The sequence below is a fragment of the Roseibium sp. RP-7 genome (assembly GCF_053005225.1).
In genome coordinates this window covers 2,493,818-2,516,047 of sequence record NZ_JBRKQA010000001.1, presented here as the reverse complement: position 1 = coordinate 2,516,047, position 22,230 = coordinate 2,493,818, and the positions used below count along the sequence as shown (strand labels likewise).

General features: G+C 57.7%; 16 protein-coding genes. 5 read left to right on the top strand and 11 right to left on the bottom strand.

Annotated features, from left to right (window positions below; translation table 11 throughout):
• Positions 1 to 34: 34 nt before the first annotated feature.
• Positions 35 to 706, top strand: coding sequence for a MotA/TolQ/ExbB proton channel family protein (locus ACVDG9_RS11295; protein ID WP_022999352.1), 672 nt, complete (start codon positions 35 to 37; stop codon positions 704 to 706).
• On the opposite strand, the gene ACVDG9_RS11290 is transcribed toward ACVDG9_RS11295, so the two are convergent.
• Genes ACVDG9_RS11290 through ACVDG9_RS11240 form a run of 11 tightly spaced genes read right to left on the bottom strand, consistent with a single transcriptional unit; the run spans position 698 to position 17,223 of the window.
• Positions 698 to 2,431 (bottom strand): hypothetical protein, encoded by a 1,734-nt coding sequence (locus ACVDG9_RS11290; protein WP_447237997.1) that lies wholly within the window; start codon positions 2,429 to 2,431, stop codon positions 698 to 700. The two genes, ACVDG9_RS11295 and ACVDG9_RS11290, sit on opposite strands and share 9 nt — an antisense overlap.
• Positions 2,428 to 2,850: an ExbD/TolR family protein gene (locus tag ACVDG9_RS11285; protein WP_075282562.1), complete on the bottom strand. Its 423-nt coding sequence runs from the start codon at positions 2,848 to 2,850 to the stop codon at positions 2,428 to 2,430. Before ACVDG9_RS11285 ends, ACVDG9_RS11290 begins: the two co-directional genes overlap by 4 nt.
• 39 nt (positions 2,851 to 2,889) lie before the next feature.
• A complete protein-coding gene (locus ACVDG9_RS11280; RefSeq protein WP_447237996.1) occupies positions 2,890 to 4,869 on the bottom strand; it encodes a serine/threonine protein kinase in 1,980 nt (659 codons plus the stop codon).
• Entirely contained in the window at positions 4,869 to 5,633 is a 765-nt protein-coding gene (locus ACVDG9_RS11275; RefSeq protein WP_022999356.1) for a PP2C family protein-serine/threonine phosphatase, read from the bottom strand. Before ACVDG9_RS11275 ends, ACVDG9_RS11280 begins: the two co-directional genes overlap by 1 nt.
• On the bottom strand, positions 5,630 to 6,304 hold the full coding sequence (gene tagF, locus ACVDG9_RS11270) for a type VI secretion system-associated protein TagF (protein ID WP_447237995.1): 675 nt from the start codon (positions 6,302 to 6,304) through the stop codon (positions 5,630 to 5,632). Before tagF ends, ACVDG9_RS11275 begins: the two co-directional genes overlap by 4 nt.
• 1 nt (position 6,305) lies before the next feature.
• Positions 6,306 to 9,959, bottom strand: coding sequence for a type VI secretion system membrane subunit TssM (gene tssM, locus ACVDG9_RS11265; protein ID WP_055654010.1), 3,654 nt, complete (start codon positions 9,957 to 9,959; stop codon positions 6,306 to 6,308).
• Positions 9,960 to 9,992: 33 nt separating this feature from the next.
• Positions 9,993 to 11,612, bottom strand: coding sequence for a type IVB secretion system protein IcmH/DotU (gene icmH, locus ACVDG9_RS11260; RefSeq protein ID WP_447237994.1), 1,620 nt, complete (start codon positions 11,610 to 11,612; stop codon positions 9,993 to 9,995).
• Positions 11,612 to 12,946 carry a type VI secretion system baseplate subunit TssK gene (gene tssK / locus ACVDG9_RS11255; RefSeq protein ID WP_055654006.1) on the bottom strand — a complete coding sequence of 445 codons (1,335 nt, stop codon included), beginning with the start codon at positions 12,944 to 12,946 and terminating at the stop codon, positions 11,612 to 11,614. Before tssK ends, icmH begins: the two co-directional genes overlap by 1 nt.
• 58 nt (positions 12,947 to 13,004) lie before the next feature.
• On the bottom strand, positions 13,005 to 14,726 hold the full coding sequence (gene tagH, locus ACVDG9_RS11250; RefSeq protein ID WP_447237993.1) for a type VI secretion system-associated FHA domain protein TagH: 1,722 nt from the start codon (positions 14,724 to 14,726) through the stop codon (positions 13,005 to 13,007).
• 21 nt (positions 14,727 to 14,747) lie between these two features.
• On the bottom strand, positions 14,748 to 15,344 hold the full coding sequence (locus ACVDG9_RS11245; RefSeq protein ID WP_447237992.1) for a DUF6931 family protein: 597 nt from the start codon (positions 15,342 to 15,344) through the stop codon (positions 14,748 to 14,750).
• Positions 15,345 to 15,396: 52 nt separating this feature from the next.
• Positions 15,397 to 17,223 carry a type VI secretion system Vgr family protein gene (locus ACVDG9_RS11240; protein WP_168686946.1) on the bottom strand — a complete coding sequence of 609 codons (1,827 nt, stop codon included), beginning with the start codon at positions 17,221 to 17,223 and terminating at the stop codon, positions 15,397 to 15,399.
• A gap of 397 nt (positions 17,224 to 17,620) precedes the next feature.
• Between ACVDG9_RS11240 and ACVDG9_RS11235 the strand changes: the two genes are divergently transcribed.
• From ACVDG9_RS11235 to tssC, 4 genes are all read left to right on the top strand, one after another.
• Positions 17,621 to 18,325 carry an OmpA family protein gene (locus ACVDG9_RS11235; RefSeq protein WP_447237991.1) on the top strand — a complete coding sequence of 235 codons (705 nt, stop codon included), beginning with the start codon at positions 17,621 to 17,623 and terminating at the stop codon, positions 18,323 to 18,325.
• A gap of 116 nt (positions 18,326 to 18,441) precedes the next feature.
• On the top strand, positions 18,442 to 19,725 hold the full coding sequence (locus ACVDG9_RS11230; RefSeq protein ID WP_075282572.1) for a type VI secretion system protein TssA: 1,284 nt from the start codon (positions 18,442 to 18,444) through the stop codon (positions 19,723 to 19,725).
• A 270-nt stretch (positions 19,726 to 19,995) separates the two neighbouring features.
• Positions 19,996 to 20,550: a type VI secretion system contractile sheath small subunit gene (gene tssB / locus ACVDG9_RS11225; RefSeq protein WP_022999366.1), complete on the top strand. Its 555-nt coding sequence runs from the start codon at positions 19,996 to 19,998 to the stop codon at positions 20,548 to 20,550.
• Complete coding sequence (gene tssC / locus ACVDG9_RS11220; protein WP_022999367.1) at positions 20,551 to 22,074, top strand: type VI secretion system contractile sheath large subunit; 1,524 nt, start codon at positions 20,551 to 20,553, stop codon at positions 22,072 to 22,074.
• Positions 22,075 to 22,230 lie beyond the last annotated feature (156 nt).

Below are 22,230 nucleotides of genomic sequence, written 5' to 3'. Positions count from 1 at the left end.
CCTACCCTTGAACGTCTGATGGAGCGTCTTTCGCATGGTCGAGACATCTTCCTCCCTTCTGGAGCTTGGCGGGCCGGTCGTGCTCATCCTGCTCGCAATTTCCGTTGCAGCGCTTGCAGTCATCCTCGCCAAGACCGTTCAATTCTCCACGGCCCGTGTTGGCCGTCACGGACTTGTTCGTCAGGCTGTCACGCAATGGCGAAGTGGTGAACGCACCAAAGCCGCGCAAAACCTTTTGAAGGACAGGTCCTTGTCGGGTGCACTGGTGCGCAGCGCCATGGATGCCATCCAGATGCTGGATCAGCAGCCCCTGTCCTCTCAGGTGCGCGACATCAGGGAAGAACGACTACGTGAGGAAATTTCTGCCAGGGCTGCCGACCGTCTCTTCGGCCTCGCCAGTTGGCTGAAGGCGCTTGATCTGGTGACGCAGATTTCGCCCTTGCTCGGCCTGTTCGGCACGGTTCTCGGGATGATCGAAACGTTCCAGACCCTTCAGGAATCGGGTGCGTCCGCCAATCCTGCCACGCTTGCCGGTGGCATCTGGGTAGCGCTCCTGACAACTGCCTGCGGCCTTGCCGTTGCAATGCCGGTATCCATTGCCGTCACCTGGTTCGAAACGAGGCTGGAAAAGGAACGGGCCGCGCTGGAAGTCCTCCTCACCGGCGTCTTCACTGCCGGTGCTTCATCATCGCAACCCTCAGCGTGAAACCTTGAACGCCGTCAGCGAATAGACCCCAGGCTCTGCAAGTATCTCGGCCACCCGTTCGGCAGGAAGCCGTCCGAATCGAGAAGGCTGCCGCTCTGAAGGGCGGTTCCAGATTGCGAGCACGAGCGCTGTCTCGTCACTCTTGTCGCTGGCGATCATCGTCACCGGTACCTTGAAGCGCCAGCCGCCTGCAGTCTGACTGTTCGATGCAGGCAGAAGAAACTCCCGGCCGTCATGGATCTGCCCGGCATCATCGATCATGTACAGTTCAGGAGGCCCCTTGCCGCTGAGATCCAGTCCCGACTGTTCCGCGCTTGCAATCCGCTCGATCGGCAAGTCACGCTGAATCACACCGGATACAGGAGTTCCGCTGCGCACGACCGTCCGGTCCAGTTCAACCAGACCGGCTGCTTCAATGCCTTCAGAAACGCCAAGGGCATCCAGCAAGGCGCATTGCCTGCGAGTCACCAGTCGAACTTCGATCTTTGCCTCGAAACCTTGATCCGCCTTGAAGCGCTGATCGAAGATAGCGAAAGGCGCTATGCCTGCGCCAAAGGCCGTAACTTCCGCGGTGTCCGCACCAGCTGCAAGAACAGACATATGTGTGCATTCACCGAACTTGTAACCGGCAACATAGTTCGACACCTTTGCCAGTGGATCTATGGAAGCAACCGCGACAGGCGGCACGTTTTCTGTCAACTCCCCCTGCGGCTGCGTTGCGGGGACCGTTGAAGAGACCGGGGCATTGGGCGCTAGCTCGGGCGTTTCCGCTTCCGTGGGCTGCAGGGCAGCAACCTGTTGTTCCGCTGGCAATACCGCATCCACCTCCGCAGTAACCACCGGCTCGACAGTAACGCTGGTGTCGGGTGCAACAATGCCCGGGCCTTCAACAGAAGGCTGCGTTTGTGGAACAAAGGCCTCAGACACGATTTCGTTGCCTGTGAGTTCGGCAGGTGTCTGATCGACTGCGAGCGGAGCCAGAACAGGACTTTCCTGCACGGCCGAAACGATTGTCTGCGTCTCACCTGCGGCGGCAACCTCACCGATATCCGTTGCAACCGCGACCGAAGGCACCACTTCCACCGTGGCAGGGACTTCGGCACCGGAAAGAGTGACTTCAGATCCGGCAATAACGTTTGGCGCGACGGGTGTCACAGCGACAACGGCATCCGGTATAGGCGTGGCGGCCACAACGGTGGAGGCGGTTTGCGGAACAACAGAAGGCTGAGTCACCTGAAGCTGCTCCGGCGGCGTTGCGGTGACCGAGCTTGTTTCGACGGGGCTGACTTCTTGCGCTTCAATGATAGGCGTGTCGTCGGAAAGCGATTGATCCAGAACGGTTACCGGCACGGCTTCAACCAGTGTATTGACTGGGCTTTCGGTGACCACCGGCTCAGACAATACCGGCTCCAGGATCTCCGCAGTCTCGGAATTGACAACCGTTTCCACTGGCACAGAAGTCTCGACGGGCAAGGGAGTGTCCGGTTCGAGCGGTTGCGTGATTTCAGTTTCGACACTTGCCAGATCTTCAAATGGCAGACCACCACTTTCCAGGATCACTTCGGTCTCGACCGGTGGCAAGGGGGCTTCTTCCGTCCAAGGCAACGCTGGCAGGCCGTAGATCAGCGCGGAAACATGCAAGGCAACCGAAACGCCCAGAACAGCCGGCCACACGTACCCCGGGATATCCCATTGCCGGTCCTGGTTATAGGCGACAACGGTCAAGGTGCACCTGCCTCAACAGTCATCAGTGTCAGGCGTTTCACACCGCCAGCTTTCAATCTGTCGGCAAGTGCGGAAATGGCTTCCATTCTGGTTCGCTTGTCGACCTGAACCACCATGTGGGGCCTGTCGGATTGCCGAGCTTCAAGAAATGGGCCCAGGTCGTCGTAAGCCAGAACTTCACCGTCGAACCAGACAGTCCCTGCCCTGTCCAGCACAAGACTGCCTTCCAGTTTGCCGCTGCCATCGTTCTGTTGCGTTTCCGCCCAGTCGAACCCTTCAGGCAAGGGCGGCCGCAGCGTTCCGGATACCAGTAGAAACAGCAGCAACAGGAACACCACGTTGATCAATGCAAGGGAGCTGTCCGCACGCCGGTGCGGTTTCAGCTCCTGCAAATGGATCGGTTTGGTGTAGCGTTTCATGGTTGGCCAGAATATCCGCTGCGCCAGGTCTCTTCCCGGTCAGGGCACCACTTTGACCGTGGTTGCCGTTGCCCGCAAGACCGGACCATCCTGCATCAGCTTTTCGAAATAGTCTTCCGGATCGTTTTCGCGGCGCTCAGAAAGCGTCTTGGTTATGTCCGGGCCCACCATGGCAATGATCAGGCCGGTTTCTTCAGTAGACGTTTTCAAGGTCAGCGGCACAACGAAACCGGCGCCCCGGTCGTCCGTCTGCAGATATGGGGACAGATTGACCGTCTCCCCCTTGCTGTTGACGAATATAAGCCCGAGCCCGCCAGTTGATGGTTCATAACCGGAAATGCGGCCAGCCATGTTGCTACCGTTCGGCACGACCGTCCGCTGCATGTCGAGACGCAATTCGGTCTTGGCGTTTCCCTGTGGTGTTCCTCTCAGAAAAGCTATCGCCGGACATTGCGCATCGCTCACAAGGTTGACCTGGATCTTCGCTTCAAACCCCTGAGACTGGGTGAAGTCGCTGTCGAAACTGATGAATGGCGGCGTCCTGGAAGCAAATCCCTCAATCTCTGCGGAACGGCTCGCGATCTCTATCGGCTGCAAGTACATGCAATCGCCCGCCTGATAACTGCTCACGAAGTTCCGGATCCGGTCTTCGGGGGTCACGTTTTCAGGCGTCTCTTGCGGATCGGTTGCCACCGGTGGCCGGGTAACGGTTTCGGTCGGTTCCGGTTTCGTGTCGACGGTCTCCTCTGGAGGTGTGGTCGGAATTGTCGGCACGGTGTTGTCTGGATTCGTCGCCGCCTGCGTTTCCGGCGTTTGTGTTGAAGGCGACTGAAGTGCAGTTGTTTGCGTTTCAGTTGGCTGCTGGGACACTGGTTGCTGCGTTGCCGGTTGCTGGGTCGCTGGCGTCTGCGTTTGTTGTGTCACATTCGTCTGCTGCGACGGTGCGTCCGGCGCATTCGGTCGTGGCGGTGCTACGAGCACAGGTTTCTGGTCCTGTTCGGGCACGGATTGACCGACCAGGAAATAGACACCCCCGGCACCGACACCGGCGAAACCGAGCAGCGACAAGGCGACCAGAATGCGCTTGCCCCAGTTTGCCTGAGGCGGCGGTTGATCCAGTGCGGATTGTTCCGGCGGTGGCGCAAAAGATGGCCGAATGATCGTGCGGTCCTGGTCCTGCCGCCCCATCGGAGCACCTAGCGTCCAGTCCGCAATTTCCTTCATGCTGGCCGGACGGTTTGCCGGGTCGGGCTGTAACATGGCCTCCAGCAACGGACGGAAACGATTGTCGATACCTTCCAAGGGAGGCGTCTGCCGTCGTTTGTCGACGATCTGCACCTGCGTGCCGCCCATGTCGATCTGTTTGCCGGTCAGGGCTTCCGCAATAACCAGGCCAAGCGAATAAATGTCGCTGCGCGCAGTCACCTTGGCATCGAAAATGCCGACCTGTTCTGGCGAAACATAATTGACCTTGCCTGCAAAGCCGTCACCGATAATGGTCGGCCCGCCCGTGTTTGCCCGCGAAATACCGAAATCGATGATTTTGGCCTGCGCGACATCGCCGTTCTGGAGAATGACGTTGTCCGGCGAAAGATCTCGGTGGATCACTTCCCGGTCGTGAACCGCCTGCAGGGCTTCAGCCAGACGCTTGATCAACCGCGCCACCGCCTCCGGTTCCAGCGGGCCTGATTCAAGGCGTGTGCTCAATGACGGGCCACTGACGAACTCCATCGCCAGGTAATAAATCCCGAGCGTAGGTTCCTTCGCGAACACGTAGTATTGGGTCAGTGCGTCGTGTTTGAGTTTGCGAAGGATCTTTGCTTCCCGCTTGAACAGATCCAGGATCATCGGGTCGCGCGAGAAGGTCGCGAGAAGGACCTTGACGGCAACCGGATCCCCGCTTTCCACGTCCCTTGCCTTGTAAACCGTCCCGATACCGCCATCGGCAATATGTTCTTCAATCTCATAGAGATTGTTGAGCCGGGTTCCGGCTGGTAGCAGGTGGGCACCAACGTTCATCAGTTGCGAACTCCTTCGCGCGCAGACATTGCATCGATATCGACAATCACGACAGTCACGTTATCCGAGCCGCCCTCTTCGAGCGCTCCATTGATAAGACATTGTGCCGTCGGCTTCGGCGCGCCGTTCATCAGGAAAGTACCAATCACACTATCGTCCAGATGTCCGGTCAAGCCATCCGAACACAGAAGAAACCGATCGCCCTGACGCAGATTTCCGGAAACCAGTTCGAGTTCAAGCTCGATCCCGGATCCGATCGCCCTGGTGATGACATGCCTGCGGGCGAACGTCCTTGCTTCTTCAGGCGTCAGCACGTTCTGGTCCACCAGTTCCTGCGCCTCGGTATGATCTGTCGTCAATTGTTCAAGACGACCATTGCGCAGACGGTAGACACGGCTGTCGCCTGCCCAAAGGCACGCAAAGTTCGATCCGGAAATCAGAAGCGCGGCAATCGTCGTGCCCATGGCGGCACCGTTCGCCTTGGCCGCGGCCTGTTCGATCCGGTCCTTTGCGGTAATCAACCTGCTTTCGAATTGCTCCAGAAGGTCTTCCGCGCTGCGCGGTTGAGCGATACTGGCAAGGGCCTCACGCACGAGACTGGACGCCATCGCACCGTCATGCATGCCTCCCGCTCCGTCCATCACTGCGAAAACGCCCTTGCCCTCGTCAACGTAGAACGTGTCCTCATTGTGCTGCCGAACCCGGCCAACATGGGTCAGTCCAATCGCAAAGCCACGCATAGAGGCTTCCATTTGTTCGATCATGTTCGATGATCCTCCGGATGAAATCGCCCATGACTATTCCCTGCCACGTCCTGTCGAGTTTCCGAACCGGCGTAGGTTTCCGGGAGCAGCAGCCATCGAAAGGCGCTTGCGTCCGGCAGGCCTGCACACGAAAACTCAAAACCCACTTCTCCTGCACGGCACCAGAATTCGGATGACAGAACATCCGTTCCTGGCATCGTCGATAATTCGGCATCCCTGCCCTTCTTACCGCTTGCCTCCACCGCAAGTGGCGTTTCCAGACCTGCGACAGCCTGTTGAAAGTCTTCCAGGCTGGCATCTTCCTGCAAGGTGTCGCGCAAAATAACCTCGGCACGGTCGTACCAGGTCTCTTCCGGCCGACCATTCTGCTTTTCCAGTCGGATGTCGCAGACAAGTGTCAATGGAAAGGTCCGGCCGACCTTGTCGACATTTGGCATGAAAGCACCGGCGACGGCCTGAACAGGTTCGTCGCCCTCTGAAGTGTGCAATAGCCAGAATCGCCACACCGGCATTGTCATGAAGGCTTCCTCCCACCCCGCACCCAGATCCAGACGGGATTGAGCCAGACCGGTCATCAGGAAGGCCTCCCAGCTTTTCAGAAAGCCGGCAGGGCACTGCCCGATGACAAAATCCGCTCGTGCCGGCAGTTTGCCGAAATAACCGGTTCCCATTCTAGAAGCTCGTAGGGCAACTGAAATCGCCGACTGCAGACAGGAAGAACGGGTTCGGATTCGTTCTCAGTGTCACCGTGAAGGCAACCTGTCTGCCGCCGAGCGTTTCGCGCACGACGAACTTGTTCTGTCCGGAACTGACCCTGTTATCGCGAACGAAGCGATAGAAGGCCCAATCTCCATGGATTTCACGACGAGATCTGTAGCCAGGCACTTCAGGCTGAATCACCAGTACAACGCGCGGAGTAGCCGTGTTGCTGGGCCAATCAAAGTTGGCCGGCAACGGTTCGATTTCCGCATTGAAGCCGGGACCACGCGTCACCAGTACGAGATTGCCGTTCACTTCCAGGCTGGCCGCGTCAGCCTGCTGAGACAGGGCGCGCGGAACCACCTGAAGTCCGACGGACGGAAACGCGTTTCCTGTCGGGAAGAAGGCCTGCTTGATCAGGTCTGCACGTTCGAACTGCCGAAGCGTTGCGTTCGACAGACGGTCCGCCTGAGAAACCTCAGGCTTCCAGTTCCAGGGGCGCGTCGAGGTATCGACAAGCGGCTTCAGGTTTTCATCGAAAAACCGCTGCATGATTCCCGTCGGTGCGAACAGTTTGGCAAATTCCGTCATCGGCACTTCGGAGCGACCGTTTTCAAACGGGTAGTTCCGGGCGACGATCCTGCGGCATTCACCAACAACCTGGGTGCTCAGCTTCTCATTCAGCTGAGTGATCGAGGTTTCCTTGAACTCCTCGTCAAATTCCTTCGCAGCCTGGATAATCAGTTTATCGAAAGGCGGCGGGAAACGCGTCGCGTTGCTTCTCAGCAGAGACGCCTGAATTTGCACGTTGGAATTTGCCGTTTCGCTCTGCAGCGGGTTGTTGGCCACGATCAGAAGGTTATCGAGGATGTTCTTGAAGTTCAGCAGCAAGGCATCGATCTTGCGGCTGTTCTCGCCTTCCACAAGTACATGGTAAGGACGGAAGTGATCTTCGATCGCCTTGCCTGGAATGATGGTTGGACCTCCGCCACCAGCGGCAGTTCCAAGCGCATTCGACAAACCTCCCGGCGCGATTGCCTGAAGTCCGGCTTCAAGGCCGATACGTTTCAATCCACCGGACGAATCCAGCACGTAGCGCTGGAAGATCTTCTGTGCAGCGTCAGTGCCGGCATCTTGCGCGTTGCCGCCTGTCAGGTTTCCGGCAAGGCCTTCACTAGACAGATCCTGGGTGAGCAGGGTTTCGCGCCGAATGCTCTCAAGAAGCTGCACAACAGGTGATGTTGGTGCCGAGACGGCCTGAAGCGTCGTGTAAAGCGGCTTGTCGTTGCGCATCGACTTGAATTTCAAGTTGCCGAGCGCCTCTTCCCAGGCTTCGATGAAATCCTTGGTGTAAAGCGCTAGGATCTCGCCGGGAAGCGACTGATATTGATCGGAAAAGGCATCGGCTTCCCCGACGTCTCCAAACACCCACTTGTCCCGTTCCAGTTCTTCACGAATGCCGGCAAGGTTCGGCAGAACGGAAAGGTGGAAGCCCGGATAGGTGAAGAACTTGTCGACCGCGACCGTGTCCAACGTGTCGCCATTCTCAGTTTCGAAAACGGTCTCCATGTCGGAGCCGCCACGTTGTTCTGCAATCCAGTCTTCGCTGGCAAGACCCTTGGCACGAGACTTGAGAAGTGCATACCCACGCTCAGCGAGGCTGACACGTCCGAGCTCTCGCTGGACCTCGGCAACCAGAATGCCGTCCAACTGATCGGTCAGGACATTGCCACCGAAATCGAGATCGAGCATCGCGGCAACGTGGTTGTTGAGCTCGTTGCGCAAGATCTCGCCCTGAGGTCCAGGGAAGCTTTGCAGGAAGTCGGCACGGAACGAATTCTTGATCTGCTCCTTGTCGATCTCCGGCGCATCCCCCGCCACCATGCGGTACAGCTTTGCCAGATTGTAGAGCGTATCGACGTCCTGTCCGCCCGGACCGGTGCGATTGTCAAGCACCTCGGTCATCTGCTCTTCGATCCTCAAGAGCAAACGCGGTCGCAACAACCTTTCAAGACCACTTCTGTAGGACGTCACGCCAGCTGCTTCCAGACGGTCGCGCTGACTGAGGCCGAACTGTTCCATGACAGGCGTTGGCGTATCGCGGCTGTCGTAACCGGCCGGCAAGCTCCGCAACATCGACAGGATGTAGGCGGTATCCGCCAGATTGTCGTCACGTACAACCCGCTCCGCCAAAACGGTTTCGCCGTTTACGCGCACCGTGTCCACAGCCTTGGCGGTTTCGTCAATCAAGGCCTTGTTGTTGAGATAACTGATCCCCCACAAGCTGCCGAGGCCCAGGGTCACGAGCGCAATGGCTGCGTAAGCCGCAATGCGGGTTGCGGTCGCAACTCTGACGGCCTGCCGGTTATGGGTTACCCAGCCGGCTTCTCCGATAATCACCTTGGAAAGAAGATCACGCAGGAAGTAGCTCTTGCCCTGACCGGATAGAGCGGCCGCCTGATAGGCTGTCCCGAAGGCCTGGCTCATTGAGCCGATGACCCTGTCGATGGCCGTGCCTTTTTGGGTGCCGGAGGTAAAATAGAAACCGCGCAGAACTGCATTCGGATAATACCGGCTCGGTTCGAAAATCGCATTGAGGAAACCGGTCAGACGGTCCTTCAGAGCAGCGACCTGTGTCGGGAAGCCATAGAGCATCAGCCGGGCGCGCGGATCCGGTTCTTCCTGAAGACGGTCCGCCATTTCCTCGTTGAGACGCTCCACCAGAAGATCAAACTCGGCGGGCGCTTCCGACACCATGTTCTTGGTTTTTTCGCGGGTCTGAAAGGTCGCACCCCAGACCAGGTTGCGACGGGTTTCGGGATAGGAGCCGAAAAACTCCATGAAGCCCGCAACCGTGTCGGCCTTGGTGAAGATCACGTAGACCGGGAAATCGATTTTCAAGGTCTTGTAAAGTTCGATCAAGCGCGTGCGGATCGCATCGGAATGCTGTTTCAACTCATCGTCAGACAGCGTCATCAGGTCTTCAAGACTGATCGACACCATTACGCCGTTGATCGGCTGACGCGGACGGGCCTTGCGCAGAATATTGAGGAACCCGTGCCAGGCTTCGCGGTCATGCTCTTCGTCGGAATCCTGCGTTGTGTAACGCCCTGCCGTATCGATCAGCACAGCCGTTTCAGCAAACCACCAGTCGCAATACCGGGTTCCGCCGAGGCCCTCCAGCTTCTGGGCCTCTCCCTTTGCGCGCGAACCGGCAAACTTCAAACCGGAGTGCATCAAAGCCGTGGTCTTGCCGGCGCCCGGAGGGCCGATCATCAGGTACCAGGGCAAGTCGTAAAGATAGGTGCGCGCGTTTCCGCTGGACGTCTTGAGTGTCTTCAGAGCGTCCTTCATGCGCTCCGACATGATCTGCAAGTCGGCATCACTTGCCTTGGGCTGCAGGATCTCACTCTCGAGTTCCCGGTTGGCCTTGACGCGCTTGTAGATCCGGTAGCCGGTCCAGCCGCCAACGGTCAGAAGGACAAGCGCAACCAGCGACAACCTTACCCAGAGAGGTTCGAAGGGCCTCACACCGGCGATCGACAGGAACGGCCCGCCAAACCAGATCAGACCGATCAGGGCGAGTATGCCGATGACGATTGCCGTTATTCCGAGCCAGAATTTCATAGATACAGCCTTGTTCTGCGGTTGCCCCGGATATCAGTTGTTGATCACCAGCCCTTTGGCCGGTGGTTTCAGGAAGACTTCCACACGTCTGTTGAGCGCCTTGCCTTCTCTGCTTGTATTGGGAGCGATCGGCTCGTCGGCGCCACGTCCTTCCACCTGCACCCGCCCTGGTGTCTGGAGGACTGATTCCATGACAGCGGCAACCGCCTTTGCCCTTTCAACGGACAGGTGCCAGTTGGTCGGGAACCGCGGATTATTGCGGATCGGGTCGCTGTCCGTATGGCCGACGACCAGAATTTCACCTTCCACCTGGTCGAGGGTCTGGCTGACCTGCTCGACAAGAAGCTGGAATTCAGGGCGCAGCGTGGCAGCTGCGACGTCGAACTGCGCGCGCATGCGCAACATGATTGCCGGTCCCGCCTGCGAAATTTCCAGGCCATCGATACCTGCCAGCTGAGCGGAGACAGTATCGATCGCCGCATCTTCCGGTGGTGGTGGCGCGGGCGGCGGTTTGGGTTGATAGCCTTCGCGCGCCAGTTCAATCGGGCCCGACGGGTAAAGCGCACTTGCGCGTCCAGCGACGACTTCGCTTCCGCTCGACAGAAGAAGCATCAAGGTGACGTAGCCCCCAAGAAGCAATGCGCCTGCAACGGCCGCGACCGACCAGATCGGTACCGAGAACCCCGCCCGCTTTTGCAGGAGTTCCAGGCCACGCCAATGGGGAGAGAGATCGTCTCCAGGCCGCGGGCGAACACGACGCAGAATTTCATGCAAGTCGCGTCGTTCGCGCTCAAGGCCCTGCTGGCCACCCTGGATCGCACGGTACTTGCCGTAAAAGCCGAGTGACAGACAGGAATGCATGACCTCCAGAACACCGTAGTTACGACCGGGATCCTGCTTTGCCTTCTCCAGTAGCTGATAGAACTCGACACCGCCGGTTGCCTGACCGAAGAACTGGGTCAGCATGGAATATTGCGTCCATTGGTGACGTCCGGCAGACGGCAGGTTCTGAACGATATCGTCTGATGTCGCACAGAGCGCATAGGCGGCCGAACGGATCTGGTCGTCCGTGATTCCGGCGCTACGCAATTCTTTCTCGAACGTCTTGATGGCACTGTAGACATCGCGCATCAACTGGTCGAACTGGGCGTCCGTCATTGTCAGGTGAAGCCGGCCCAAAAGCAGAAGCAACGGGGCAGCAGCTCGGGAAATCGGATTTCGATTGGCAACGCGGATCTGGTTGATGTCCGGCATATGCGCCAGTTTACCGGCACCTTGTGCAGGTGCGGCCGCCGGCTGTGGCGCAGCGCCTTGCGGTGCCTGGTAACCGCCTGGCGGGGTTCTGAGATCCGGCGCCTGCTGCTGGCCATACTCATACCCGGCTGGCGTTGGAGCGTAAGGATCACGTCCTCCGCCGCCTCCCCCGCTTTGCCACGGATCCGAGCCACCGGAAGGCGGATTGTGTGTCGGTGGCGGAGCTGCGTGTCCAGGAGGCGCCTGACCGGGAACCTGTTGTGGCGGCGGCGCAGGTTGCTGAGGCGGCTGCCCGGGTTGTCCTGGCTGGCCTTCGCTCCATCGCCCGCCCGGATTGGGCATTACAATTGTCTTTCCCTTGCGTTTGGAAACGCCAAAGGGATCGTCATTGTCCGACATCAGCGGCCCTCCCGGACGGCATAGAACTCAAGCTGCAGATCCGGCCAGTTGCCGGAGAATTGCAGCCCGATCGCCGAGTCCTGGCTAAATTCGCGCCAAAGCGGGGTCGTCTTGTCCAGCCGGAAGTAGACACGGTCCGTGAGAGCCCGGATCTGTGCCGGTGGTACCGGCATGTGAATCAGCGGAATACCCGGCAGGTTGGAGTAGACGATCTGGCGCATCTGACCGAAGGGGCCAACCTTGAAGAGCCTTGGAAACTCGTTCTGAATCTCCGTCAAAGGCCTGCGGGCAGCCACTTCGATGACAAAGCCCGCCTGCGAGAACAGGTTGCGATCGACAATGGTCGACTTGAACGCATTCGGCGCCAGCTGTTCCAGAGGCAAGCGGATTGCACGCCGGTCGTAGCCGGCCGACAGGAACGCCTGTATGTCGGCCAGGACCGGCTTGAAGATATCATGCAGCTTGTCGTGGTCATAAACGGGATAGTTGCGCGCTCGGCGCTCTTCCGTTGCGAACGTTGCAAGCTCCCCCGCCAGCTGCAGGAACAGTATGTACAGCCGCTCCGGATGCACATAAGCCGATTTGCGCAGGTGCATCAGCAAAGGATAAGTACGGTTGAGCAGCTGCAACGTCAGATAATCGAAATTCTGCAATCCGCCCCCGGCGGACGTATCGGCGGCGTAACGCGCCAGTTCGCTCAGTTTGCGCTCCACCCAGCCAATGACGGAGTCAATCCAGCCGGTGACGACCGGATGCACATGACAGGCAAGTACCGGCGGCGCAAAGGAACCATCGGTTATGACAATGCGATCCTTGATTTCCGTGATACGGGCGACCGGCAGGCAGACCTGACCGGGATGGGGTGTCGAGCGGATCGAATACTGCAGGCGCGGATGCGCAACATCGATCTCCTCCTCCTGCCGGATGGTGGAGGTGGAATCGATGATCGTCTCCCTACCCTGAATATATCTCGTGGCGGCATCGTCGCGGCCATTGGCGACTTCCACTGCATTGACGGTCGTCTCGGGAATTCCCAGCCAGACGATTTGTCCTGCCGCGTCCTCCGGAACGTCGATTGCAGGCGGCGGCGTGCCGTCGGCCGGGAAGTTGAACACCGTTCCGTCGGAGAATATGCCTCGGCCATAGCGAAGCGCGAACCGGCATTGCTGTCCTACGTCCTGATCTATTTCCAGCTCGGAAAAGCCCCAGGGATAGGGAGAGGCAAAACGGACCCGTTCGTCCAGCATATGCTCCGCATACCGGTCGCTCTGCTGGAGATGATGAGGCCGCAGAAACAAGCCTTCGGTCCATGCAACCTTGCTATACCACGACATAAAGGTACTGCTCCCTTAACACTTTCGCGCCTTCGCGCTCTTAAAACTGGCAAAGGTCTTAATTCATCAGTCCGGAGCTCTGCTCCGGATCGTCACTGCTCAATTCTTCATAACCTTCGGTAAAGTATTGCGTGAAAAGCCCGACCACGCCATCGTCGTACGAACCGGACAAGGAACTCCAGCGTTCCTGAATCCGCTCCCATAGCTTGGCCTTCTGGTTACCGAATGTACTCTTGGCGACCTGGCCTTCTGCTTCGATCGCCTTGGGGGAAAGCTTTTCTTCAAATCTTCCTGCAGCCTTCTGCATGGCTGCATAAGTCCAGACATGATGTTTCTGGATGTCCTTGAAAGCAGCCTGCATGGCCTTTGAAATCGGCAAATACCCGTTTTCTTCCGCTCCTGGAGCCAGCATCGTCTGCAATGCCATTTGCGGTGTCGGCGAAAACTTCAGGGCATTGTTCCCGCTGCGCATGATCAGCGTGCGGTTGGCGTTCCGGGTCATGGCTTTCACCTGACTGCGTGCCTGCAAAAGACCCATCAAGTCGCCGGTGATGCCTTGCAATATGGCCCCGACTTCCCTGGCAAATTCTTCTGGATCGCGGCCGGCTAGCGTTGCAGCCGGGATGCCGGCTCCTTCGGCGAAGGCCTTGATGAAATCAACATTGGTCGCCGGATTATTAGCCGGCTCAATATCGACCTTTGCAACCGCCGCTGTGTCTGCCTTCGCTGGTTCTTGCGGGGCAACAACAGGCATGGCCGCAGGAGCAGCTTGCTCCACTGGAGCCGGTTGTTCAGGCTGTGGTTCCTGGACCGTTGCCGGCTGTGTTTCCTTTGCCTCCGGCGCGCTCCAGACAGGCGCTTCGGGAAACGGCGACGCTGTGGGCTCTCCAGCAGGTGGCGGAGCAGATTCGGCCGCCGGTTGCTGGGTTGGTGCCCCTGGTTGAAGATCCGGCATCTGGAAAAGCGGCTCAGCACTTTCCTGCGCCGGGTTTTCAGACAGCGCCGGAAACGGAGATTGAGCTACAGGTTCCGGAAATCCAAAAAGCGGCTCTGCGGGTGCGGCTCCGGCAGATTGAAGATGCGGTTGCTGGGCAAGATGATCCAGCGGGTCCGCCTGGGCCGGTCGAGGCGCTTCCCGTTCGCCGATGTGCGCATTCGGATCGTAGAGCGAAGGATCCGCCGTACCCCAGCCGTGTCCTTGCTGGCTCCAGACATCATCTGCCGGCGTGCCTATGCCTGGATTGGAGGAAGGCGGAGCGTGTCGCCCTTCCATGCCCGCTCCCGGTGTAGCCCAGGGCCCACCCTGATTTTCCATTGGGTAGTGACCAGGAGCCGCGCCCGCCGGTCCTGGTCCCGTAGGCCAGGAGGAGCCACCACCGGACATAGACGAGGTTTGAGGTGCGTCCCAAGGCTGCGGAGCAGCTGGAGCGACTGGTGCTGCGGACATGGCCGGCTGCCCGGATCCGGCTTCCAGCGATACGACAATGATGTAATCGCCAATCATCAGCCGATCGCCGGAGCGCAGCACATGTGCCTTGTCCATGCGGGTCTGGCTGCCATTAAGGAAAGTGCCGTTTGTCGAATAGTCGTAAAGAACGAAATTCCCGCTTTCAAAGCGCACTTCGCAATGTTTGCCGGAAATCACCCGCTGGGGATCGGGCAGACTCCAGTCCAGATGTTCGTGCCGACCAATGTCGAAGCCTCGGTCGGCACAGCTGTAGGACAGCTGACCGCCGGTCTCCAACCGGTCAACATTTTCAATCTGGAGCGTTATGCGCATTCCCACATTTCCTCTTTGCGCTTAGGTAAAGGCTGACGAAGGGCCGCCGACAGTCACCGCGGGCATCATCCCACCTCCGGCGAAGGACAGCCCGGCAGACAGGCAAGATTTCAGGGCCTCATCCCGTTTGGCAGGCTCAAGTGTTCCAAGCGCAATCAACACAGCTGTATTCACGGCCTTGGCCGTCAGGTCGTCAGGCATGTCCACCCGGTGCTCGGGGCTGGGCGAAAGGGATCCACCAGACCAGCCTGCAGCAAGACCGATCCAGACGGACGCGCTGTCCTTCTTGGCGGCCTCAGCCGCAGCGTGAACCGCAACACGGGCATCTTCATCCCCCTCGCGGACCCAGGTCTCGCTGAGTTTAAGAACCTGCCGGTCATCCTCGTTCTTGGCCTGATCCAGACCGGCAACGCAATTCATGCCCCACCAGACCGATTCCCGTTTCGGCAGGATATGAGCGAAATAGGCAATCGCCGACAGCGGTGCCTCGCTTTTCTGCAATTCCAGAGCATAGGCGTCCGGTGCGATATCCGTGGCCGGTTCGCTTACCGTTTCCGACAACTCCGGAAAAGTTTCAAATACCTGTCTAGCCTTTGTAAAGCGGATACGTGATCCCATCTGCTCTACTCCGTTTTTTTCTCTTGGCCGCATTCGTTCAAGAACCGCAGCATCAATTGATCAGTACAAGGCCGCCCTTGAGTTTCAGCAACGCACTGCCTGTCACATTGGTCATTGTACCCTTGGCGTTGAGCATGCCCGAAGCCACGATATCGATTTTCACCGACTCGATCTTGATCGAGGCAGGCGTCATGGTGATTTTGCTGGCGCCGCAGATAAACTCGATCTTCGTTCCGGCAGTTACCTTCCAGTTCATGCCGATATCTTCGGTCGTGTTTCGGCCAACCGATTCCGTTCGGTCAACGTCGATCTGGGTCTCGCGGCAGTTTTTGACATGCAGCATTTCGTTATTCTCGATAACGGTCTCCATGTCCTTTTGGGCATGAACCCCAACAAGCTCATTCCCTTTGGTGTCATCGAGCACGAACTCGTTGTAACCGCCGCCGCCTACCGTTGAATCCGACTTGATGCCGGCTTTGTTTTTCTCGCCTGGCAGAGAATAAGGCGGCATGTTTTCCGCATTGTAGACTGTGCCGACGATGATTGGTTGATCCGGATCGCCTTCCAGGAACTGAACAATCACTTCCTGGCCGACACGCGGGATATAGATGCCACCCCAGTTCTTGCCTGACCACACTTGCGCCACACGAACCCGCCGAGACGCAGTCTTGTCGCGGTCCCAGTGAAAGGCGACCAGGATCTGACCGTATTCGTCCACATCGATTTCGCCTTGCCCCACGACTTTTGCCGTTTGCGGGCCTGGTATTCGCGGTTTGCGGGTGATGGCCGGTGTGCGGTACGTTATACTGGCAGGCAGAACGTCATATGTCCCGGTATAGGCTTCTCCCTGGGCCCCACCACCACCGGAGCGATATGCCTCGGTGATGATCCGATGGCTTGCACGCACGATCAGGTGCTCCGCGTTCTGCGGACTGTGTGGATGTTTGACTAACGCGAACAGCCCTCCTGCAAAGAACCGCGGCACTTCGCCGGCTGCTTCAATTCGCTTGTCCGCAGCCTGTTCGGCTTCCATACGAATCTTGCTGAAAGTGCTGCCCTTGTCTTTTTCGGTGTACCTTCCCGGATAGTCATAATTTTCCAGAGACCCGGCCCGATATTGAGTACCTGCATCACGCTCTGCTTCCAGCAGCGCGCTCGGTTTCTCGAAATCATAATCATTGACTGCAAACTTGCCGGTCCGAAACTTGCGCGTCGGAATCCAATGGTAAAGATGCTCCGTATTCCGTTGACTGTCGCCGCCAAGAGCAATGTAGGGAATGGAGCTGTCACCCACGATCGGGCTGTAGGACGATTTGGCGTCCGCCAGAATCATGACGTGCTTGCCGTCCTTGTGCTCGAAGAAATAGGAAATTCCGAATTCTTCCATCAACCGGCAGCAGAAATCGTAATCCGATTCCCTGTACTGGACGCAGTAATGAATCGGATCATAGGCCTCAGTCAGCTTATCCTGGAAATCGGCGAAGTCATGCTCCCCCAGGACTTGCTTAATGATGTCAGGCGCGGACATGTCCTTGAAAATTCGACAATTTGAATTCTTGGTGAGCAGCCAGAACCACGGGCGTAGCGTCAATTTGTAGATGTAATAGGAATCGCGATAGCCCATCCATTTCGCATCGGTCAGAAGACCGTCGAAATGCCGCGTATCACCATTGTTGGTGACAACCTTCACCGTCATGGAAGTCGCTATGGCCTGGTCGAAATTCAGATCCTCTTTCTGACTCAGAACCTCAAGCCTGATCTCAAAATCTTCGCTGAGCCCCTCGTCGCACTCGATGGTGACAACGGAAAGCTCATCCTTGCCAAAGACCGATGTCAGCTCGGCCATTCGGTTAGCTTGTTTAAGTTGTCCTTCGGCCACGAAAGATCTCCTCGGAAATAACGCGGTTTTCTGCAAAAAGGCAGCCTGGCGGCTACCACGTTTCAGACACTAAGGCGTTTCCGGCAAAAATAGTGTGCTCAAGAACACACTTGATGCAAATACTTTGAACTTCAAACTCTTTTGTGAAGGAGGAGGCACTTGCCCCTTCCCCAAGTGCGGCTAAAAAACACCGCCTGCTGCTTTTAAATACCAACCCTGCTCACCGACGTCACCCCAACAGCTCTCCTCTTGCTTATTGCCGATAAAACGACATACTGACATCAAATCGCACTTTAGTGACTTTCGCCACACTATTATTCTTATCCATATGGCACGATCCATTTCGAAGCCCAAAGCGACATCGCTTTTGAACACTCCACAAGGGAGGATTGAAATCGTGACCCCTACTGTATTTTCGCTCGACCGGAACAATGCCGCTCGGACCGGCCTTCGCCGCGCTCTCCTGGCTGCTTCCGTTTCTCTTGCCGTTGCCTTGCCGGCACTTGGAACCGCTCCGGCTTTTGCCCAGGACGCCACTTATTCGGCCGATGAAGTCAGCAAGCACTTCAAGCAACTGAAAACGCGTTCACTGAAGCCGGCTGGCGGAACGCGAGCTCTATGTATCGGTACTCGCGACGAATGTAATCCGAACGCCAAACCGGAGGAAGGCGGCCAGGTCGCAGTCTCCCAGGACGGCGCAAAGACCGAAGGTGGTGAAACGGAACAGACCCTTGTGGTCGATCCGGAAACCAACGCCATCGACGCTGCCTTCAACCTGCTGGTTTCGTTCGAATATGCCTCGGCCAAGCTCAGCACGTCCGCACAGGCCAACCTTCGTGAGTTTGCCAAGGGCATCAATGATCCCGACCTGGCCAAAGCCACATTCGTGATCGAAGGCCATACCGACGGAATTGGCTCGACCAACTACAACCAGCGTCTTTCCGAAGACCGTGCGCAGGCGGTTACGCAGTATCTGGTCAACCTCGGCGTCAGCCGGGACCGGCTGAAAACTGTTGCCTACGGCGAATCCCGGCCGAAGGTTGCGGATGTCAACGATCCGGCAAACCGCCGCGTTGAAAGCAAGCTGGTACTCGAGCAGTAATAATTCACACATCAGACATGCCGGACCGGAGCTTTTCCCGGTCCGGGTCTCCTGAACAATAACCGGGACCGATCCCGGACATACCACCGGAATGCATACCGGGCTGGGGAGCACGAATGAATTTCGATCCGGAAACCTACGGCACTGAAGTAGCGCCGGGTGCTGGCTGCGGGCCGGACCTCTACGATACCGAACCCGCCTTTGCCGCGCTTCTGGATTCGTGTGAGGAATTGCTGCCGGAGCGATTCAGCGAATTCGACCGATCCGAGATCGACTTTACCGACCTCTTCAAGCAGATGGACGGCTTCCTGAAGCAGTCCAGAGACTTGAGACTGCTTGTCATTCTCGCGCAGTTCGGTCTGCTGAGCGGTCAAGTCCATACGTTTGCGAACTCGATTCGCATCATTCGCAAACTGTTGGAGAACCATTGGGACGACGTCCATCCAAGCGATGCCGACTTCGGCCACATGGAACGAATCGGAGCGCTCGAATCCCTCAACAACAGGCCCACGGTCGTTCTTCCGCTGGAAGCAGCGCCCCTGCTCAAAACCAGACGGACAGGGCCCATCAGCTATCGCGCCATCCAGATTGCGGCCGGCGATGCCACGGCACGTCCGGATGAGCATACAATCTCACTTGGTGCGATTGAGGCTGCGCTGACATCGGGCGAACTCGAGCAGGACGCTATCGACGAGATCCTCAAGGACCTTGGAGACCTGCCGGACGAACTTCAGACCATAGCCGAGCTGTGCACCGAAAAGCTCAAGGAGAGCGGTGCGAAAGCAGCTCCTCCCAATTATGAGGCCTTGTCCACTCTCCTGAAGGAGATGAATGCCGAACTGAACAAGCGGCTCGGACGCCTCTCCCCTGAAGAGACGGAAGCCTCTTCGTCTGAAGATACTGCAGCAGAGGCAGCAGCAGCCGACACGTCGCAGGCGTCTCAATCAGAAATCAAGAATGCCGCCCAGGCAAAACTGATTCTGGACGCTGTCGAAGACTATTTCGCCAGCCGCGAACCGTCGCATCCGGCGCTGTTTCTGGTGCGTGAGGCTCGCGGCCTCGTCGGCAAGTCCTACCTGGATGCCTTGAAAATACTGATGCCGCGCAGGTTCGACGACGTAGCGTTGATTCTGGGTGCCAGCGGTTTACAGCTTTCCAACGACCGACTGATCGACCTGAACGACGGTGGTGACCGGGAACTGGGCGAAATTGACGATTTCGCAGTGATGGTGATCGAAAGCCGAAGTGACGCAATGAAGGGTATTGCGGCGGTCAAGGGTTACTATTCTTCCAATGAACCCACCAGCCCGATCCCCCTTTTGCTGGACGAGGCGCAGAATATGAGTTCCGGTTCATTCACCGGTCTTCTCAACCTCTTCCTGAGGCCGGAGGAGGACTGATTCAACTGCCATTACAACCCCTATGTTACCTAGGGTTTTCAGCTTCTTACTTGACACCAATGGCCAACGGGTCCTCAATATTTCGAGAAAAAAATAAACCATCGATCATGTGACCGTGATCACTTCCCGTTCCCCAGAAACGCAGTACATAGATATCAACGAAACGCAGCGCCGACCTAAGTACAGCAATTAGCAAACAAGAGTTACGCGCTAGTATTTGACTAAAATTGACCTTTTTCTTCTGGGTCATGAAAATGAAAGGCAAGTACAATGGCATCGAACAGCGGGCAAGGCTTTATCAAGCGCAACAGACCTCCGCGGGTCCACATTTTCTATGAAGATCCGTTTGACGCGGAACAGAAGGTGGAACTGCCATTCGTCATGGGCATCATGGCCGATCTTTCCGGCGACAACCCTGGCGTGGAAAAAGCCGATATCGATGACCGCAAGTTCCTCGACATCGACATGGACAACTTTTCCAAGCGCATGGAAGCAATTGAACCTGGCACCTCCTTCACCGTGAAGGACAAGCTGTCCGGCGAAGAAAACTCCAAAATGAGCGTCCAGCTGCGTTTCAAGAGCATGGACGACTTCACCCCGGGACGCGTTGCCGAACAGGTTCCGGCACTCAAGAAGCTGCTCGATGCACGCCGCAGCCTGGCTGCATTGCGCACCATGATGGACGGACGTGTCCAGGCGATCTCCCAGCTTGAGGAGCTGACCCGGGACCCGGCCCTGATGCAGGCACTTGCTCAGAAAATCGAAGCCGACAAGGCATCGTCCGCCGACAAGCAGGCAGACGGCGACGGCACGGAGGAGGCATAAATGAGCAGCACCGATACCAGCGCCCAGGCAAGTGGCGCAGCAGCTGGCGAAGTTGCGGTTGAGAAGAGCCCCGAGGAGTTCGCTTCGATCCTGAAACAGAATTTCCGGATCAAGAACGAAAACGATACGGCCAATCAGCTGGTTGACAACGCCATGTCGACCTTTCTCGCCGAAGCCCTGTCCGATCAGGCGCTTATCAAGGAAGACGTCTACGACACGATCGATGAGATGATCGCGAAGCTGGACGAAAAACTGACGGCTCAGGTGAACGAGATCATTCACGCCGAGGAGTTCCAGACACTTGAGAGTGCCTGGCGCGGGATCGATTACCTCGTGCACCAGTCTGAAACCGACGCATCGCTCAAGCTTCAGTTCCTGAACATCTCCAAGAAAGAACTTGCAGGCGTGTTCAAGAGCTACCGCGGCGCCAAGTGGGATCAGAGCCCGCTGTTCAAGCAGATCTATGAAGCCGAATTCGGCCAGCTTGGTGGTCAGCCCTACGGCTGTCTCGTGGGTGACTATGAGTTCTCCTACGACCCGCAGGACATCACCGTGCTGCGCGGCATGGCAAAGATCGCTTCGGCAGCCCATGCACCGTTCCTGGCGGCGGCCAATCCGCAACTGATGCAGATGGACAGCTGGACGGAGCTGCCGGCCAAGCGTGATCTGTCCAAGATCTTCGATACGGAGATCCATGCCCAGTGGCGGACGCTGCGGGAATCCGAGGACTCCCGTTACCTTGGTCTGACAATGCCCCGCGTGCTGGCTCGCCAGCCCTACGGTGCGAAGTCCGACCCGGTGGAAGAATTCGCCTTCGAAGAAGAGTTCGGCGAAGACAGCCACGAGAATTACGCCTGGATGAGCTCGGCTTATGCCATGGCAACCAACGTCAACCGTGCCTACAAGGAATTCGGTTGGACTGTGCGCATCCGCGGCGTCGAAAGCGGTGGTCTGGTGGAAAACCTGCCGACCCACGTCTTTGAAACCGACGATGGCGGTGTGGACCAGAAGTGCCCTGCGGAAATCGCGATTTCCGACCGGCGCGAACACGAGATCTCCCGTCTGGGCCTGATCCCGCTGATCCACCGCAAGAATACGGACCAGGCAGCCTTCCTTGGAGCTCAGTCCGTCTTCAAACCGCGCCAGTTCTCCGGACCGGACGGCAAGGATGCAACGGCATCGGACAACCTGTCTGCCCGCCTGCCCTACATGTTCGCGACCACTCGTTTCGCCCACTACCTGAAAGTGATGGTGCGCAACAAGATCGGTTCGACCAAGGAATCGGCGCAGCTGCAGCGTTGGCTGAATGACTGGATCATGGACTACGTCGATGGTGATCCGGACAACTCGACCGAGGAAACCAAAGCGCGCAAGCCGCTGCGGGAAGCCAAGGTCACTATCGTGCCCGACGAGGAAAACCCCGGATATTACCGGGCCCAGTTCTTCCTTCGTCCGCACTATCAGCTGGAAGGCATGGACATCGGCATGAGCCTGGCGTCCCGCATTCCGCAAGACGGTAATTGATTTCACAAATTGCCGGCGGGGCGGCAACCCGCCCCCCGGCATGCATCCCACGGGATGCAGCCCGGTTTTCCCGGGCGGAGGTACAAACAAGGTGCGCAAGCGCCTAGGGGTTTGGACCGCGAGGTCCGAGGTAGTTGTCAGGAATAGCAGAGTTTG

What these genes read in the sequence shown, in the direction of transcription:
- ACVDG9_RS11295 (WP_022999352.1), top strand. Translation starts at nt 35, where the DNA reads ATGGTCGAGACATCTTCCTCCCTTCTGGAGCTTGGCGGGCCGGTCGTG.
- ACVDG9_RS11285 (WP_075282562.1), bottom strand. Translation starts at nt 2,850, where the DNA reads ATGAAACGCTACACCAAACCGATCCATTTGCAGGAGCTGAAACCGCAC.
- ACVDG9_RS11280 (WP_447237996.1), bottom strand. Translation starts at nt 4,869, where the DNA reads ATGAACGTTGGTGCCCACCTGCTACCAGCCGGAACCCGGCTCAACAAT.
- ACVDG9_RS11275 (WP_022999356.1), bottom strand. Translation starts at nt 5,633, where the DNA reads ATGATCGAACAAATGGAAGCCTCTATGCGTGGCTTTGCGATTGGACTG.
- tagF (WP_447237995.1), bottom strand. Translation starts at nt 6,304, where the DNA reads ATGGGAACCGGTTATTTCGGCAAACTGCCGGCACGAGCGGATTTTGTC.
- tssM (WP_055654010.1), bottom strand. Translation starts at nt 9,959, where the DNA reads ATGAAATTCTGGCTCGGAATAACGGCAATCGTCATCGGCATACTCGCC.
- icmH (WP_447237994.1), bottom strand. Translation starts at nt 11,612, where the DNA reads ATGTCGGACAATGACGATCCCTTTGGCGTTTCCAAACGCAAGGGAAAG.
- tssK (WP_055654006.1), bottom strand. Translation starts at nt 12,946, where the DNA reads ATGTCGTGGTATAGCAAGGTTGCATGGACCGAAGGCTTGTTTCTGCGG.
- tagH (WP_447237993.1), bottom strand. Translation starts at nt 14,726, where the DNA reads ATGCGCATAACGCTCCAGATTGAAAATGTTGACCGGTTGGAGACCGGC.
- ACVDG9_RS11245 (WP_447237992.1), bottom strand. Translation starts at nt 15,344, where the DNA reads ATGGGATCACGTATCCGCTTTACAAAGGCTAGACAGGTATTTGAAACT.
- ACVDG9_RS11230 (WP_075282572.1), top strand. Translation starts at nt 18,442, where the DNA reads ATGAATTTCGATCCGGAAACCTACGGCACTGAAGTAGCGCCGGGTGCT.
- tssB (WP_022999366.1), top strand. Translation starts at nt 19,996, where the DNA reads ATGGCATCGAACAGCGGGCAAGGCTTTATCAAGCGCAACAGACCTCCG.
- tssC (WP_022999367.1), top strand. Translation starts at nt 20,551, where the DNA reads ATGAGCAGCACCGATACCAGCGCCCAGGCAAGTGGCGCAGCAGCTGGC.